The sequence below is a fragment of the Plantactinospora sp. A48 genome (assembly GCF_055793945.1).
In genome coordinates, this window is sequence record NZ_JBTIXF010000015.1 from 16,812 (window position 1) to 31,325 (window position 14,514).

Here is a 14,514-nt window from a genome sequence, read left to right on the forward strand (position 1 = left end):
GCGGCGCCCGGACCGGTGCGTAGCATCGTCAGGATGGAGCAGACGGCACCGCGCCGACCGACGGTCCGGGCCGGCCTGCTGCTGGGGCGGGTCCTCGGCGTGCCGGTCCGGCTCAATCCGTCGATGCTGGTGCTCGCGGTCCTGGTCACGGTCACCTACGGCGAACTGGCGACCGGCACGCTCGGCTTCTCGCCGGTGGTGGGTTACCTGATCGGCTTCGGGTTCGTGGTCTGCCTGCTGGCCTCCGTGCTGCTGCACGAACTGGGCCACGCGGTGACCGCCCGCCGGTACGGCATCGGCGTACGCGGGATCACCCTGGAACTGCTCGGCGGCTACACCGAGATGGACCGGGACGCCCCCGACCCACGGATCGACCTGCGGATCTCGCTGGTGGGCCCGGCCGTCTCGCTGGTGCTCGGGCTGGCCGCCGCGGCGGTCGCGGCCGTGCTGCCGGATCGTACCCCGGCGGACCAGTTCGCCTTCCAGCTCGCCGCGAGCAACCTCATCGTCGCCGCCTTCAACGTGCTGCCGGGGCTGCCCCTGGACGGCGGCCGGGCGTTGCGCGCCCTGGTCTGGTCGGTCACCCGGGACCGGCACCGGGCCACCGAGGTGGCCGGCTGGGCCGGCCGGATCGTCGCCGTGCTGGTGGTGGCCGGGGCGCTCGCGCTGGTCGCCGCCAGCTGGCTGCGCCCGCTGGCCGTCGTGCTGACGCTGCTGGTGGCCGGCACGCTCTGGCAGGGCGCCGGGCAGGCCATCGGGGTCGCCCGGCTCGGCCGCCGGGTGCCGCTGGTCGACCTGCGCCGGCTGGCCCGGCCGGTGCTGGCCGTTCCGGCGGGCACACCGCTGGCCGAGGCGCAGCGCCGGGCGCGATCGGCCGCCGGTCCGCCCACCGGCGCCGAGGGCGGCGCCGGTGTGGATTCCGGCGGACCGGGCGCAGCGGCGACCGGCGGACCGGGCGAGGTCGGAACGACCGGCGGGTCCGACCCGGTCGAGGCGACCGGCGGATCGATGACCGTGGGGGTGAGCGACGCGGCCGGCCGGCTGGTTGCCCTGGTGGACCGTGCCGCCGCGGCGGCCGTCCCGGTCGAGCGGCGCCCGTGGATCGCCGTCGACGCGGTGTCCCGCCGGCTGGAGAGCGTACCGACGCTGGCCGTCGGGCTGACCGGGGAACAGGTGCTGGCCGCGGTGCGGGACCACCCGGGGCCGCAGTACGTCGTGACGGCAGGCGAAGATGTGGTGGGGGTCCTCCACCTGGATGACCTTGCCAGAATCCTGGAACCGACCCGAAACTCGAACCGACACGGAAGATGACATAAGTGACCGCACAGCCCGCCGCTCCGCCCGTCGCCGACGCCCCACCACACCGGGGTCCGTTCCGGCCCGGCGACCGGGTCCAGCTCACCGACCCCAAGGGCCGGATGCACACGATCACCCTGGAACCGGGCCGGTCCTTCCACACCCACCGGGGCGCGCTGGACCACGACGCGCTGATCGGCCTGCCCGACGGCAGCGTCGTCACCTCCGCCGGTGGCACGGCCTACCTCGCGCTGCGCCCGCTGCTGTCCGACTACGTGCTGTCGATGCCCCGCGGTGCCCAGGTGATCTACCCCAAGGACGCCGCGCAGATCGTGGCGATGGGGGACGTCTTCCCGGGCGCCCGGGTCCTGGAGGCCGGCGCCGGGTCGGGCGCCCTGACCTGTTCGCTGCTGCGCGCCGTCGGCCCCACCGGCGAGGTGCACAGCCTGGAGCTGCGGCCCGACTTCGCCGAGATCGCCCGCCGCAACGTCGAGGCGTTCTTCAACGGGCCGCACCCGGCCTGGACCCTGCGGGTCGGCGATGTCACCGAGAACACGGAGACCGGTTTCGATCGGATCATCCTTGACATGCTCACCCCGTGGGAGGCCCTCGACATGGTCGAGCGGGCGCTCGTGCCGGGCGGCGTCTTCATCGGCTACGTGGCGACCACGCCGCAACTGTCCGAGCTGGTCGAGGCGCTGCGCGGGCGGGGTTGCTTCACTGAGCCGCGGGCCTGGGAGTCGCTGGTGCGGGACTGGCACGCCGACGGGCTGGCCGTCCGCCCCGACCACCGGATGATCGCGCACACCGCGTTCCTCGTCTCGGCCCGTCGACTGGCCCCCGGGGTCACCGCACCGGCCCGCCGGCGCAAGCCGAGCAAGGGCGCCGAGGCGTACGCGCAGCGCAAGCGGGACCTGGCGGCCCGGGCCGCGGTTGCGGACCCGGACCCGGCCGCCGATCCGGCCGGGACGAGTCCGGAGCGGGACCGGTGAGCCGGCTCGGGTCGCGTGTCGGCCCCGCCACGCCGGCGCCGGTGGCGCGGGCCGGCGGTCGGATCCGGTCATGAGCCGGCCCACCTACGGCGGCGGCGACCTACCCGCCGTCTTCCCGGACTGGTCGCCCTACCGGGACCTCACGGCGGCGGCGCGGGCCTATCTGCGTGACCCGGAGGTGGCGCTGGACGAGCTGTCCGGGGTGCTGGACGGCGGGTCGGTGCTCGGTTTCACCCTGGAACGGTTCGTGAACGAGGTCAACGGGGTGTGGCAGGAGATCGCGGTCTGCGACGGCGGCCGGTTGATCCTCTGGCACGGTGAGGATGTCCCGCCGGAGGAGGGACCACCCGGCTCGATGACCTCATCGCTGCGGGTGGTGCCGACCTCCTCGGTGACCGAGGTGGGCTGCCGGCGCAGGCTGACCCGTACCCCGGCCGGGACGATGCGGGTGGACAGCGTCGACGTGTACCTGCTGCTCACCTCGATGGATGAGACCGTCCCGGCCGAGGACTCACCGCCGCCGCCCCGACACGACGCACTGCGCTTCGGCAAGACGCTGGACGACGGCGGAGCGGGGCAGATCGCGCGGCTGGAGGAGTTTGCCCGGTTGGTCGCATCCGTCATCGGGCGCCCGGTCCGCTGACCGTCGACAGGCCCCGGAACAGGGCCGCCGGGGCCGATCGGACCACCGGAGGTGATCAAGCTTCGGTGACGAGGGCGTTGCGTGGGACCGAACCGGCCTCATACCGGCTAGTGTTAGGGCAGAACGTTCAAGCCCCCCGGGGAGGTGGGACGTGGCACGCAGCGACGACGCGGACTCGCGCGCCGCACGGTGGGAGAAGGAGGCCCACGATCTCTCCACCCAGGTCGCGTTCCTTACAGAGGAACTCGCTCTGGTGCGGCGCAAGTTGACCGAGAGCCCCCGACACGTCAGGCAACTCGAGGAGCGGCTGGCGGCTACCCAGGCACAGCTCGCTCGGTTGACCGAGAACAACGATCGGCTCGTCAATACGCTCAAGGAAGCGCGAGCGCAGATCGTGACCCTGAAGGAGGAGATCGACCGGCTGGCGCAGCCCCCCAGTGGGTACGGCGTCTTCCTCAGCCGGCATGAGGACGGCACCGTGGACATCTTCACCGGCGGCCGCAAGCTGCGGGTGGCGGTGTCTCCCTCGCTGGAGGTCGCCGACCTGAAGCGCGGGCAGGAGGTCCTGCTCAACGACGCCCTCAACATCGTCGACGCGTTCGGCTACGAACGGGTCGGTGAGGTCGTCACCTTCAAGGAGGTGCTGGAGAACCCGACCGGCGGCGCTGCCGACCGGGCTCTGGTCATCTCACACGCCGACGAGGAGCGGATCGTCCACCTGGCCGAAACGCTCATCGGGGTCGGCCTGCGCGCCGGCGACTCGCTCATGATCGAGCCGAGATCCGCCTACGCGTACGAGCGGATCCCGAAGAGCGAGGTGGAGGAACTCGTCCTGGAGGAGGTTCCCGACGTCGACTACACCGACATCGGTGGCCTGCACTCCCAGATCGAGCAGATCCGCGACGCGGTGGAGCTGCCGTTCCTGCACGCGGACCTGTTCCGCGAGCATCAGCTCCGCCCGCCCAAGGGCATCCTGCTGTACGGCCCGCCCGGATGCGGAAAGACCCTGATCGCCAAGGCGGTGGCCAACTCGCTGGCCAAGAAGATCGCCGAACGGCGTGGCGAGGAGAAGCACACCAGCTACTTCCTCAACATCAAGGGTCCCGAGCTGCTCAACAAGTACGTCGGCGAGACCGAGCGGCACATCCGGCTGGTGTTCCAGCGGGCCCGGGAGAAGGCCGGTGAGGGTACGCCGGTGATCGTCTTCTTCGACGAGATGGACTCGGTGTTCCGCACCCGCGGCTCCGGCGTCTCCTCCGACGTGGAGAACACGATCGTCCCCCAGCTGCTCAGCGAGATCGACGGCGTGGAGGGCCTGGAGAACGTCATCGTCATCGGCGCGTCGAACCGGGAAGACATGATCGACCCGGCCATCCTGCGCCCCGGCCGACTCGATGTGAAGATCAAGATCGAGCGGCCGGACGCCGAGGCGGCCAAGGACATCTTCTCCAAGTACATCCTGTCCGGGCTGCCCCTGCACCCGGATGACCTGGCCGAGCACGGCAACGACCCGCAGGCGACGGTCGGGGCCATGATCGAGGCCGTGGTGCTGCGGATGTACTCGGAAACCGAGGAGAACCGCTTCCTCGAGGTCACCTACGCCAACGGTGACAAGGAGGTCCTGTACTTCAAGGACTTCAACTCCGGCGCCATGATCCAGAACATCGTGGACCGGGGCAAGAAGATGGCCATCAAGGAGTTCCTCTCCTCCGGACGCAAGGGTCTGCGGTTGCAGCACCTGCTCGACGCCTGCGTCGACGAGTTCCGGGAGAACGAGGACCTGCCCAACACCACCAACCCGGACGACTGGGCCCGGATCTCCGGCAAGAAGGGCGAGCGGATCGTCTACATCCGTACGCTCGTCTCCGGCGGCAAGGGCACCGAGGCCGGGCGCTCCATCGAGACGGCCAGCAACACCGGCCAGTACCTGTAGCGACTGTGAAAACGGCGGCCCGGTGTCCTTCGGGACACCGGGCCGCCGTCGCGTCCGCTGCGGGCCCGGGGCGCCGAGCGCCGGAATCCGGCCGGCATGCCACCCGTGCCCGTTGTCCGGCGAAGACTACTCTCGAACCGTTGGGTGATCGAAGCGAGGTGGCGGCGTGACGGTACGACGAATCATGGGCACCGAGGTGGAGTACGGGATCTCCGTGCCCAGCCAGCCCGGAGCCAACCCGATGGTCACCTCATCCCAGGTGGTCAACGCCTACGGCGCCCGGCCGGAGCTGAACCGGGGTGGCCGGGCACGGTGGGACTACGAGGAGGAGTCGCCGCTGCGCGACGCGCGGGGTTTCACCTACTCGGGAGCCGCGTACGACCCGGCCGAGGCGCTCGCCGACGAGGACCTGGGGCTGGCCAACGTCATCCTCACCAACGGCGCCCGGTTGTACGTCGACCACGCCCACCCCGAGTACTCGACCCCCGAGGTCACCAACCCGATGGACGTGGTGCGGTGGGACAAGGCCGGTGAGCGGGTGATGGCCGAGGCGTCCCGGCGGGCGGCCACCATCCCGGGCAGCCATCTCATCCACCTCTACAAGAACAACACCGACAACAAGGGCGCCAGCTACGGCGCGCACGAGAACTATCTGATGCGCCGGCAGACCCCGTTCGCGGACATCGTCGCGTATCTGACACCGTTCTTCGTGACCCGGCAGATCGTCTGCGGCGCCGGTCGGGTCGGCATCGGCCAGGACGGCACGCAACCGGGCTTCCAGATCTCCCAACGGGCCGACTTCTTCGAGGTCGAGGTCGGCTTGGAGACCACCCTCAAGCGGCCCATCATCAACACCCGGGACGAGCCGCACGCCGACGCCGACAAGTACCGCCGGCTGCACGTCATCATCGGTGACGCCAACCTCTCCGAGATCTCGACGTACCTCAAGGTCGGCACGACCGCCCTGGTGCTCGCGATGATCGAGGAGAAGGTGCTGGGTCCGGACCTCGGCATCGCCGACCCGGTGGCCGAGTTGCGGGCGGTCAGCCACGACCCGGCGCTGCGGCACCTGATGCGGCTGCGGGACGGCCGCCGGCTCACCGCGCTGGACCTCCAGTGGGCGTACTACGAGCGGGCCAGGTCGTTCGTGGACAACCGGTACGGCACCGACCTGGACGCCGCCACCGCGGACGTGCTGCAGCGGTGGGAGAGCGTGCTGCACCGGCTCGGCCGCGACCCGATGCTGTGCGCGGGCGAGCTGGACTGGGTCGCCAAGCTGCGGCTGCTGGAGGGTTACCGCGAGCGGGAGAAGCTCGGCTGGTCCTCCCACAAGCTCCAACTCGTCGACCTGCAGTACTCCGACGTGCGTCCGGAGAAGGGCCTCTACCACCGGCTGGTGGCCCGCGGCTCGATGACCACGCTGCTGGACGACGAGTCCACCCGGACGGCCATGGTGGAACCGCCCGAGGACACCCGCGCCTACTTCCGGGGCCGGTGCCTCGGCCAGTACGCCTCGGAGGTGGTGGCCGCGAGCTGGGACTCGGTCATCTTCGACGTGGGCCGTGAGTCGCTGGTCCGGGTGCCGATGATGGAACCCGAGCGGGGCACGAAGCGGCACGTGGGGGCGCTGTTCGACCGCTGCGCGAGCGCCAAGGACCTGCTGGAGGCGCTCACCCACGGGTGACGGTCCTCCCGGAACCCGGCGCGGGATCGGCGTCGGGTTCGTATCCTCGGCCGACCGGGGCGGGAACTTCGTCCGCCGTACGCGAAACGTCGCGTACGGCGGACGTCTTCGTCGCACCGGCGGGGTAGGTTTTCCCTAAGCGATGTTGAGGAGGACCCCATGGCTACCCGAGACACCGGCGGTCAGTCGCAGTCCGGCAAGGCGCGGCAGGACCAGGAAGTCGAGGACGTCACCGTCGAGGCCAATCCCGAGGTGGCCGAGCGGCACGCCGAGATCACCGAGGATGTCGACGACCTGCTCGACGAGATCGACTCCGTCCTCGAAGAGAACGCAGAGGAATTCGTGCGAGGCTATGTGCAAAAAGGTGGCCAATAGGGCATAGCTGGGCAATTCGGACATGTCTCGATCGTTGGATGATCGAGACGGGTTTCGCCGGTGCCGCGACTGCGGTGAGTGGAAGCCGCTGGATGCGTTCTGCGGGTGGGGCAGAAGGAGTTCGACGAGCTGCTGGCGAAGCAGGGCGGCGTCTGCGCGAGCTGTGGCGCACCCGACCCGCAACACCTGGACCACGATCATCGCACCGGGTGGGTGCGCGGGATACTCTGCTTCAACTGCAACGGTGGTCTTGGTCAGTTCAAGGACGATCCGGTCCGGCTGGCCAGCGCCATCACGTATCTGAGGGGAGCCAAGTGGCAGCGGCTTTTGATCCATCCGGGCGTCTTCCAGATGTTTTCACCAGCGCGAGGACGTCCTCCTTCACCCAGTTCCTGAGCATGGTCGCTCCGGAACTGCTGCCCGGCCGGCGGCCCCTGCCGCCCGGGATGGCGGCCGATCTGGCGCCGCACGCCACGACCATCGTGGCGATCGCGACCGCGGACGGTGTGGTGATGGCCGGAGACCGCCGCGCCACCATGGGAAATCTGATCGCCCAGCGGGACATCGAGAAGGTTCACCCCGCTGACGCGTACTCGCTGATCGGCATCGCCGGCACGGCGGGCATCGGCATCGAGCTGATGCGGCTGTTCCAGGTGGAGCTGGAGCACTACGAGAAGATCGAGGGCGCGGTGCTGTCCCTCGACGGCAAGGCCAACCGGCTGGCCGCGATGATCCGCGGCAACCTCGGCGCCGCCATGCAGGGCCTCGCGGTGATCCCGCTCTTCGCCGGCTTCGACCTGGCGGCCACCGACCCGGCGCGGGCCGGCCGGATCTTCAGCTTCGACGTCACCGGCGGGCCGTACGAGGAGACCGGGTACGACGCCATCGGCTCCGGTTCGCTGTTCGCCAAGTCGGCGCTGAAGAAGCGGTACCGGGCCGGCCTGTCCAGCGCCGAGGCGGCGCGGCTGGCGGTGGAGGCGCTGTACGACGCGGCCGACGACGACACCGCCACCGGCGGCCCGGACCTGACCCGCGGGATCTACCCGGTGGTCATGACGGCCACCGCCGAGGGCACGTACCGGCTCGGTGACACCGAGACGGCGGAGATCGCGAACGCGGTCGTCACCGCCCGGATGGAGAACCCGGGCGGCTGAACCCGTCCTGCCAAGCCCCTCGTACGCCGACAGTCCAGGTCGAAGGAGAGCCGCCGTCGTGGCCATGCAGTTCTACGCCTCGCCCGAGCAGATCATGCGCGACCGCTCCGAGCTGGCCCGTAAGGGCATCGCCCGGGGCCGTAGCGCGGTGGTCCTGAGTTACGCCGGCGGGGTCCTGTTCGTCGCCGAGAACCTGTCCAGCGCGCTGCACAAGGTCAGCGAGATCTACGACCGGATCGGGTTCGCCGCGGTCGGCAGGTACAACGAGTTCGAGAACCTGCGCCGGGGCGGCGTGCGGATGGCCGACCTGAACGGCCTCAGCTACGACCGCCGGGACGTCACCGGGCGCGGGTTGGCCAATGCCTACACCCAGTTGCTGGGCGCGATCTTCACCGAGCAGTCGAAGCCGTACGAGGTGGAGCTGTGCATCGCCGAGGTGGGCGGTACGCCGGAGGATGACGAGATCTACCGGGTGACCTACGACGGCTCGGTCAACGACGAGCCGGGGTTCATGGCGATGGGTGGCCAGGCCGACTCGATCTCCGGGGTGCTGCGCGGCAGCCACCGGGTGGACATGACCCTCGGTGACGCGGTCCAGCTGGCGATCCGGGCGTTGAGCAGCGTGGGTGGCGAGGGCGGCGCGGCCCGGACGATCCCCTCGAACCAGCTCGAGGTGGCGATCCTGGACCGGCAGCGCCGGGGTCGGACGTTCCGCCGGATCATCGGTGCGGCGCTGACCTCGCTGCTCAACGGCACCGCGGCGGGGAAGGCGGACGAGTCCGCGCCCGAGCGGACCGCGGAGCCGAAGGCGCCGACGCGGCCCGCCGGCAAGCCCACCACGTCGGCCGGGTCGGCCGACCTGGAGGGTGCCGACGCCACGTCGACCGACCCGGTGGCCGACGCCGCCGGGAGTGCCGGCAAGGGTGGCCCGGCGAAGGGCACCGGGTCGAAGAGCGGGGCCGCCGGCAAGGACGCAAAGGCGGACGGCGCCGCCGCGGACACGTCCGGCGACGATGCGGCGGCCGGAGACGCCTGAGCGCCGGCGGTCAGGGTGCCGTGGCGGCGTAGAGCGACGCCGGCTCGGCCGCCGGCACCCGCGACAGCACCTCGGCCAGGGTCTGCCGCCAGTCGGGTAGCGGTGCCAACCCGGCGGCGACCCACCGCCGGTGGCCGAGCACGCTGTATCCCGGCCGGTCGGCCGGCCGGCGGAAGCGGTCGCTGGTGGTGGGCCGGATCCGGTTCGGGTCGAGGCCGCGCAGCCGGAACACCTCTCGGGCCAGGCCGTACCAGCTGGTCTGACCGGCGGCGGTGCCGTGGTAGATCCCCGGCGCGGCCCGCCCGGCCAGCGCGGCCTCGGCCAGCCGCACCAGCTGCCGAGCCAGGGCGGTCGCGGCGGTGGGCTGCCCGACCTGGTCGGCCACCACGTCGAGGGTGTCCCGCTCGGCGGCCAGCCGCAGCATCGTGGTCACGAAGTTCGCGCCGGTCGCGGCGTACAGCCAGGCGGTACGCACGATGTAGCCGGTGCTCGGAAGTTCCGCCGTCACCGCCCGCTCGCCGACGAGCTTGCCGCGACCGTACGCGTTGACCGGCGCGGTGGGCGCGTCCTCCGGGTACGGCGTGGTGCCGGTGCCCGGGAAGACGTAGTCGGTGGAGACGTGCAGCAGCCGGGCACCGGCCGTGGCGCAGACCCGGGCCAGGTGGCCGACGCCGACGCCGTTGATCTGGGTGGCGTCGTGCTCCCGGGCCTCGGCGGCGTCCACGTCGGTCCAGGCGGCGGCGTTGATCACCAAGCGGTGGCCGGGGACCGCCGCGGCCACGGCGGCCGGGTCGGTGATATCCAGGTCGGCGCGGGTGGCGGCGGTGACCGCGAGGCCCGGCCGGGCGAGCAGCGCGGACAGCAGTTCCCGGCCGAGCATCCCGGCGGCGCCGGTGACCAGCACGGTTGACATCGGGGCCTCCCTACAGTGCGGCGCTGGCCTTGAGCGGTTCCCACCAGTCCCGGTTTTCCCGGTACCACCGGATGGTCGCGGCGAGTCCGCTCGCCAGGTCGATGGCGGGTACATACCCCAGTTCGGCGCTGATCTTGCCAATGTCCAACGCGTACCGTCGGTCATGACCCTTGCGGTCGGGGACGGCGACCACCCGGTCCCAGCCGGCGCCGCAGGTGGCCAGCAGCCGTTCGGTCAGCTCCCGGTTGGTCAGCTCGGTGCCGCCGCCGATGTGGTAGACCTCGCCGGTCCGCCCCTTGTCCTGGACCAGTGCGATGCCCCGGCAGTGGTCGTGGACGTGCAGCCAGTCGCGGACGTTTCCGCCGTCGCCGTAGAGCGGCACCGGCTGTCCGTCCAGGAGGTTCGTGACGAACAGCGGGATGATCTTCTCGGGAAACTGGTACGGCCCGTAGTTGTTGGAGCAGCGGGTCACCACGACGTCCAACCCGTGGGTGCGGTGGTAGGCCAGGGCCAGCAGGTCGGAGCCGGCCTTGCTGGCGGAGTACGGCGAGTTCGGCGCGAGCGGGGCGGTCTCGTTCCACGATCCGGTGTCGATGGAGCCGTAGACCTCGTCGGTGGAGACGTGGACGAAGCGGCCGGTTTCATGCCGCAGCGCCGCGTCCAGCAGAGTCTGCGTGCCGACCACGTTGGTCTGCACGAACGGGGTCGCGCCGGTGATGGAGCGGTCGACGTGGGACTCGGCGGCGAAGTGGACGATCACGTCGTGTCCGGGAACCACCCGGTCCACCAGGCCGGGGTCGCAGATGTCGCCCCGGACGAACCGCAGTCGGGGGTCGGCGCGTACCGGGGCGAGGTTTGCCGGGTTGCCCGAGTAGGTGAGTTTGTCCAGCACGGTGACGCCGCTCGGTTCCAGCGTCGACGTGGCCGCGCCCGTCCCGGGCGGGTTTCCGCCCGGTTGCGGTGGGACCGTGCCCGCCCGAGCGGTGGCCGTGCCTGGCCGGGCAGTGGCCGCGCCCGCCTCGCGCGTGTTCATGCCCGCCCTCGACGGTAGGGGCGAGGGGGCGCCCAGCAGCATCCTGACGTATTCCGACCCGATGAACCCGGCGCCGCCGGTGACGAGTATCCGCACGGATCCAAACTACGCCTCTGACCTCACGGTATGGCGCACCGTAGTCGTGTCGTCACTCCGATACCTTGCGAGAGTGCGTGGAATTCTGCTGGCCGGTGGCACCGGCTCCAGGCTGTGGCCGATCACCTGCGCGGTGTCCAAACAGCTCATGCCGGTCTACGACAAGCCGATGATCTACTATCCGCTGTCCACCCTGGTCATGGCCGGGGTCCGGGAGATCCTGCTGATCACCACCCCGGACGACCAGGACCAGTTCCGGCGGCTGCTCGGCGACGGCGACCAGTTCGGTCTCCGTCTGGAGTACGCCGTCCAACCGCGACCCGAGGGCATCGCGCAGGCGTTCCTGATCGGAGCGGACTTCATCGGTACGGAACCGGTGGCGCTGATCCTCGGCGACAACATCTTCTACGGGGTGGGGCTCGGCCGGCAGCTGGCCCGCCGGGAGCCGGTGGGCGGGCACGTCTTCGCGTATCCGGTGGCCAACCCGCGGCAGTACGGGGTGGTCGAGTTCGACCCGACCGGGCGAGTCCTGTCCATCCAGGAGAAGCCGGCGCTGCCCCGGTCCCGGTACGTGGTGCCGGGCCTGTACTTCTACGACAACCGGGTCCTGGAGATCGCCGGGAAGCTGCTCCCGAGCCCGCGCGGGGAGCTGGAGATCACGGCGGTCAACGAGGCGTACCGCGAGGCGGGCGAGTTGTCCGTGACGGTGCTGGACCGGGGGACCGCCTGGCTGGACACCGGCACCTTCGCCTCGCTGATGCAGGCGGCCGAGTTCGTCCGGGTGATCGAGGAGCGGCAGGGACTGAAGATCGGCTGCCTGGAGGAGGTGGCCTGGCGGGCGGGCCTGATCGACGACGGCCAGCTGCGCGCGCTGGCCGAACCGCTGGCCCGCAGCGGATACGGCGAGTACCTGTTCGGCCTGCTCGCCGGCTGAGCCGTTCCGGCTGGCGGGTCCGGGCCCGCGGGTCAGCCCGGGATGGCACTGACGGCCACCCGACAACCTGCTTTCCGAACCATCCGACCTTCCGAGAAGATCATAAAAAATCATGTTGTATACGGAACGGGCGATTCGCTGGCGATGAAGATCAGAGAGCTGAGCATCGAGGGATCCTGGGAGATCACGCCGCAGCAGCACGGTGACCCACGCGGGCTGTTCCTCGAGTGGTACCGGTTCGACCTGCTGACCGCGGCGGCCGGCGGGTCGCTGCCACTGGCCCAGGCCAACATGTCGGTTTCGGCACGTGGCGTGGTGCGCGGCGTCCACTACGCGGACGTGCCGCCCGGCCAGGCGAAGTACGTCACCTGCGTCCGGGGCGCGGTGGCGGACGTGGTCGTGGACGTGCGCCGGGGATCACCCACGTACGGCCGGTGGGAGATGGTCCGGCTCGACGACGTCGACCGGCGGGCGGTGTACCTGGCCGAGGGACTCGGTCACGGGTTCTGCGCGCTGACCGACGACGCCACGCTCACGTACCTGTGCTCCGCCACGTACAACCCGGAGGTGGAGCGGTCGGTGCATCCGCTGGACGCGGAGCTGGCCATCGACTGGCCGGTGGCCGCCCCCCGGCTGTCGGCCCGGGACGCGGTCGCGCCCAGCCTGGCGGTCGCGGCGGCGGCCGGGCTGCTGCCCGACGCCGGAGCCTGCCGGGCGCGGGCCGCCAGCCCGGCGCCCGGTATGCCGCCTCCGGCGGGTTTTTAACGGGACTCGGACCGCAACGCGGAGTCCGACGGTGACCACGGGGGGCGTTGGGCGGCTAGTGTCTGTACATGGAACGGCGAATCTTCGGGCTCGAGACCGAGTACGGCGTCACCTGCACCTACCGCGGCCAACGGCGGCTGTCACCCGACGAGGTTGCCCGCTATCTGTTCCGCCGCGTGGTGTCCTGGGGACGGTCCAGCAATGTGTTCCTCCGCAACGGCGCCCGGCTCTACCTGGACGTCGGATCGCACCCCGAGTACGCGACCCCGGAGTGCGACTCGGTGGTCGATCTGGTGGCGCACGACCGGGCCGGCGAGCGGATCCTTGAGGGTCTGCTCGTGGACGCCGAGAAGCGGTTGCACGACGAGGGCATCGCGGGCGAAATCTACCTCTTCAAGAACAACACCGATTCGGCCGGAAACTCCTACGGCTGCCACGAGAACTACCTGGTGTCCCGGCACGGAGAGTTCGGCCGGCTGGCCGACGTACTCATCCCGTTCCTGGTCACCCGGCAGCTGATCTGCGGGGCCGGCAAGGTGCTGCAGACACCGCGCGGCGCCGTCTACTGCCTGTCCCAGCGCGCCGAGCACATCTGGGAGGGCGTCTCGTCGGCGACCACCCGGAGCCGTCCGATCATCAACACCCGGGACGAGCCGCACGCCGACGCCGAGCGGTACCGCCGGCTGCACGTGATCGTCGGTGACTCGAACATGAACGAGGTCACCACGCTGCTGAAGGTGGGCAGCGCCGACATCGTGCTGCGGATGATCGAGGCCGGCGTGGTGATGCGGGACCTGTCGCTGGAGAACCCGATCCGGGCCATCCGCGAGGTGTCGCACGACGTCACCGGACGCCGCAAGGTCCGGCTCGCCTCCAACAAGGAGGTCAGCGCGCTGGAGATCCAGCAGGAGTACCTGGCCAAGGCCACCGAGTTCGTCGAGCGCCGGGGCGGGGACCAGACCGCCAAGCGGGTCGTCGAGCTGTGGGGCCGGGTGCTGAGCGCGGTGGAGAGCGGCGACCTGGAGCCGGTGTCCCGGGAGATCGACTGGGTGAGCAAGTTGCGCCTGATCGAGCGGTACCAGGCCAAGCACGACCTGCCGCTGTCCCACCCCCGGGTGGCGCAGATGGACCTGGCCTACCACGACCTGCGCCGGGGCCGCGGCCTGTACGGCCTGCTGGAGCGGCGCGGTCAGGTGGACCGGATCGCCACCGACCCGGAGATCTTCGAGGCCAAGGAGACCCCGCCGCAGACCACCCGCGCCCGGCTGCGGGGCGAGTTCATCCGGCACGCCCAGGAGAAGCGGCGGGACTTCACCGTCGACTGGGTACACCTGAAGCTCAACGACCAGGCGCAGCGCACGGTCCTGTGCAAGGACCCGTTCCGGGCGTACGACGAGCGGGTGGAGCGCCTGATCGCCAGCATGTGACCGCCGTACGGCGGCCCGACGGACGTACCGACGCGGGGACGGCGGCGCAGGCCAGCCGTCTCCGCGTCGGCCGTCTCCGCGTCGGCCGTCTCCGCGTCGGCTGTCTCGGTGTTGGCCGCCCCCGCTCGGTCCGCCTCGGTCCGGTGTCAGCTCGCCGGTGGGTGCGGCTCTGCTGGTGGGTGTGGCTCTGCCGGCCCGCCCACCCGGGGCGGGGGTGGGCCGGTAGGCTGGCC

Annotated in this window: 13 protein-coding genes and 1 pseudogene; 12 read left to right on the top strand and 2 right to left on the bottom strand. The window is 70.9% G+C overall.

The window, feature by feature from the left end; translation table 11 throughout:
• Positions 1-33: 33 nt before the first annotated feature.
• The 9 genes and pseudogenes from ACXN5W_RS10875 to prcA form a co-directional block, all read left to right on the top strand.
• Positions 34-1,311, top strand: a complete 1,278-nt coding sequence (locus ACXN5W_RS10875) for a site-2 protease family protein (RefSeq protein ID WP_473158079.1) — start codon at positions 34-36, stop codon at positions 1,309-1,311.
• A gap of 5 nt (positions 1,312-1,316) precedes the next feature.
• Positions 1,317-2,288: a tRNA (adenine-N1)-methyltransferase gene (locus ACXN5W_RS10880; protein WP_473158080.1), complete on the top strand. Its 972-nt coding sequence runs from the start codon at positions 1,317-1,319 to the stop codon at positions 2,286-2,288.
• Between the two features lie 70 nt (positions 2,289-2,358).
• Positions 2,359-2,931, top strand: coding sequence for a hypothetical protein (locus ACXN5W_RS10885; protein WP_473158081.1), 573 nt, complete (start codon positions 2,359-2,361; stop codon positions 2,929-2,931).
• Positions 2,932-3,082: 151 nt separating this feature from the next.
• Positions 3,083-4,864, top strand: coding sequence for a proteasome ATPase (gene arc / locus ACXN5W_RS10890; RefSeq protein WP_473158082.1), 1,782 nt, complete (start codon positions 3,083-3,085; stop codon positions 4,862-4,864).
• A 166-nt stretch (positions 4,865-5,030) separates the two neighbouring features.
• Positions 5,031-6,548, top strand: coding sequence for a depupylase/deamidase Dop (gene dop, locus ACXN5W_RS10895; protein WP_473158083.1), 1,518 nt, complete (start codon positions 5,031-5,033; stop codon positions 6,546-6,548).
• Positions 6,549-6,707: 159 nt separating this feature from the next.
• Positions 6,708-6,923, top strand: coding sequence for a ubiquitin-like protein Pup (locus tag ACXN5W_RS10900; protein ID WP_473158084.1), 216 nt, complete (start codon positions 6,708-6,710; stop codon positions 6,921-6,923).
• A gap of 105 nt (positions 6,924-7,028) precedes the next feature.
• The gene (locus ACXN5W_RS10905) at positions 7,029-7,319 is read left to right on the top strand and encodes an endonuclease VII domain-containing protein (protein WP_473158085.1); all 291 of its coding nucleotides are present in this window, start codon (positions 7,029-7,031) and stop codon (positions 7,317-7,319) included.
• Positions 7,238-8,077 (top strand): proteasome subunit beta, encoded by an 840-nt coding sequence (gene prcB, locus ACXN5W_RS10910; protein WP_473158086.1) that lies wholly within the window; start codon positions 7,238-7,240, stop codon positions 8,075-8,077. The genes ACXN5W_RS10905 and prcB overlap by 82 nt, the downstream gene beginning before the upstream one ends.
• A gap of 58 nt (positions 8,078-8,135) precedes the next feature.
• Positions 8,136-8,879, top strand: a pseudogene (gene prcA / locus ACXN5W_RS10915) (proteasome subunit alpha); the annotation flags it as partial.
• A 244-nt stretch (positions 8,880-9,123) separates the two neighbouring features.
• Here the strand turns inward: prcA and rfbD are convergent.
• Both rfbD and rfbB read right to left on the bottom strand, forming a co-directional pair.
• Positions 9,124-10,026, bottom strand: coding sequence for a dTDP-4-dehydrorhamnose reductase (gene rfbD / locus ACXN5W_RS10920; protein ID WP_473158087.1), 903 nt, complete (start codon positions 10,024-10,026; stop codon positions 9,124-9,126).
• Between the two features lie 10 nt (positions 10,027-10,036).
• Entirely contained in the window at positions 10,037-11,155 is a 1,119-nt protein-coding gene (gene rfbB, locus ACXN5W_RS10925) for a dTDP-glucose 4,6-dehydratase (RefSeq protein ID WP_473158088.1), read from the bottom strand.
• A 73-nt stretch (positions 11,156-11,228) separates the two neighbouring features.
• Between rfbB and rfbA the strand changes: the two genes are divergently transcribed.
• From rfbA to pafA, 3 genes are all read left to right on the top strand, one after another.
• Positions 11,229-12,089 carry a glucose-1-phosphate thymidylyltransferase RfbA gene (gene rfbA / locus ACXN5W_RS10930; RefSeq protein WP_473158089.1) on the top strand — a complete coding sequence of 287 codons (861 nt, stop codon included), beginning with the start codon at positions 11,229-11,231 and terminating at the stop codon, positions 12,087-12,089.
• A 144-nt stretch (positions 12,090-12,233) separates the two neighbouring features.
• Complete coding sequence (locus ACXN5W_RS10935; RefSeq protein WP_473158090.1) at positions 12,234-12,854, top strand: dTDP-4-dehydrorhamnose 3,5-epimerase family protein; 621 nt, start codon at positions 12,234-12,236, stop codon at positions 12,852-12,854.
• A 68-nt stretch (positions 12,855-12,922) separates the two neighbouring features.
• The gene (pafA, locus tag ACXN5W_RS10940) at positions 12,923-14,281 is read left to right on the top strand and encodes a Pup--protein ligase (protein WP_473158091.1); all 1,359 of its coding nucleotides are present in this window, start codon (positions 12,923-12,925) and stop codon (positions 14,279-14,281) included.
• The last annotated feature ends 233 nt before the right edge of the window (positions 14,282-14,514 follow it).

Bases quoted from the DNA above. Each gene is read 5' to 3' on its own strand.
- rfbD (WP_473158087.1), bottom strand. From the start codon at position 10,026: ATGTCAACCGTGCTGGTCACCGGCGCCGCCGGGATGCTCGGCCGGGAA.
- ACXN5W_RS10900 (WP_473158084.1), top strand. From the start codon at position 6,708: ATGGCTACCCGAGACACCGGCGGTCAGTCGCAGTCCGGCAAGGCGCGG.
- ACXN5W_RS10935 (WP_473158090.1), top strand. From the start codon at position 12,234: ATGAAGATCAGAGAGCTGAGCATCGAGGGATCCTGGGAGATCACGCCG.
- ACXN5W_RS10885 (WP_473158081.1), top strand. From the start codon at position 2,359: ATGAGCCGGCCCACCTACGGCGGCGGCGACCTACCCGCCGTCTTCCCG.
- ACXN5W_RS10875 (WP_473158079.1), top strand. From the start codon at position 34: ATGGAGCAGACGGCACCGCGCCGACCGACGGTCCGGGCCGGCCTGCTG.
- pafA (WP_473158091.1), top strand. From the start codon at position 12,923: ATGGAACGGCGAATCTTCGGGCTCGAGACCGAGTACGGCGTCACCTGC.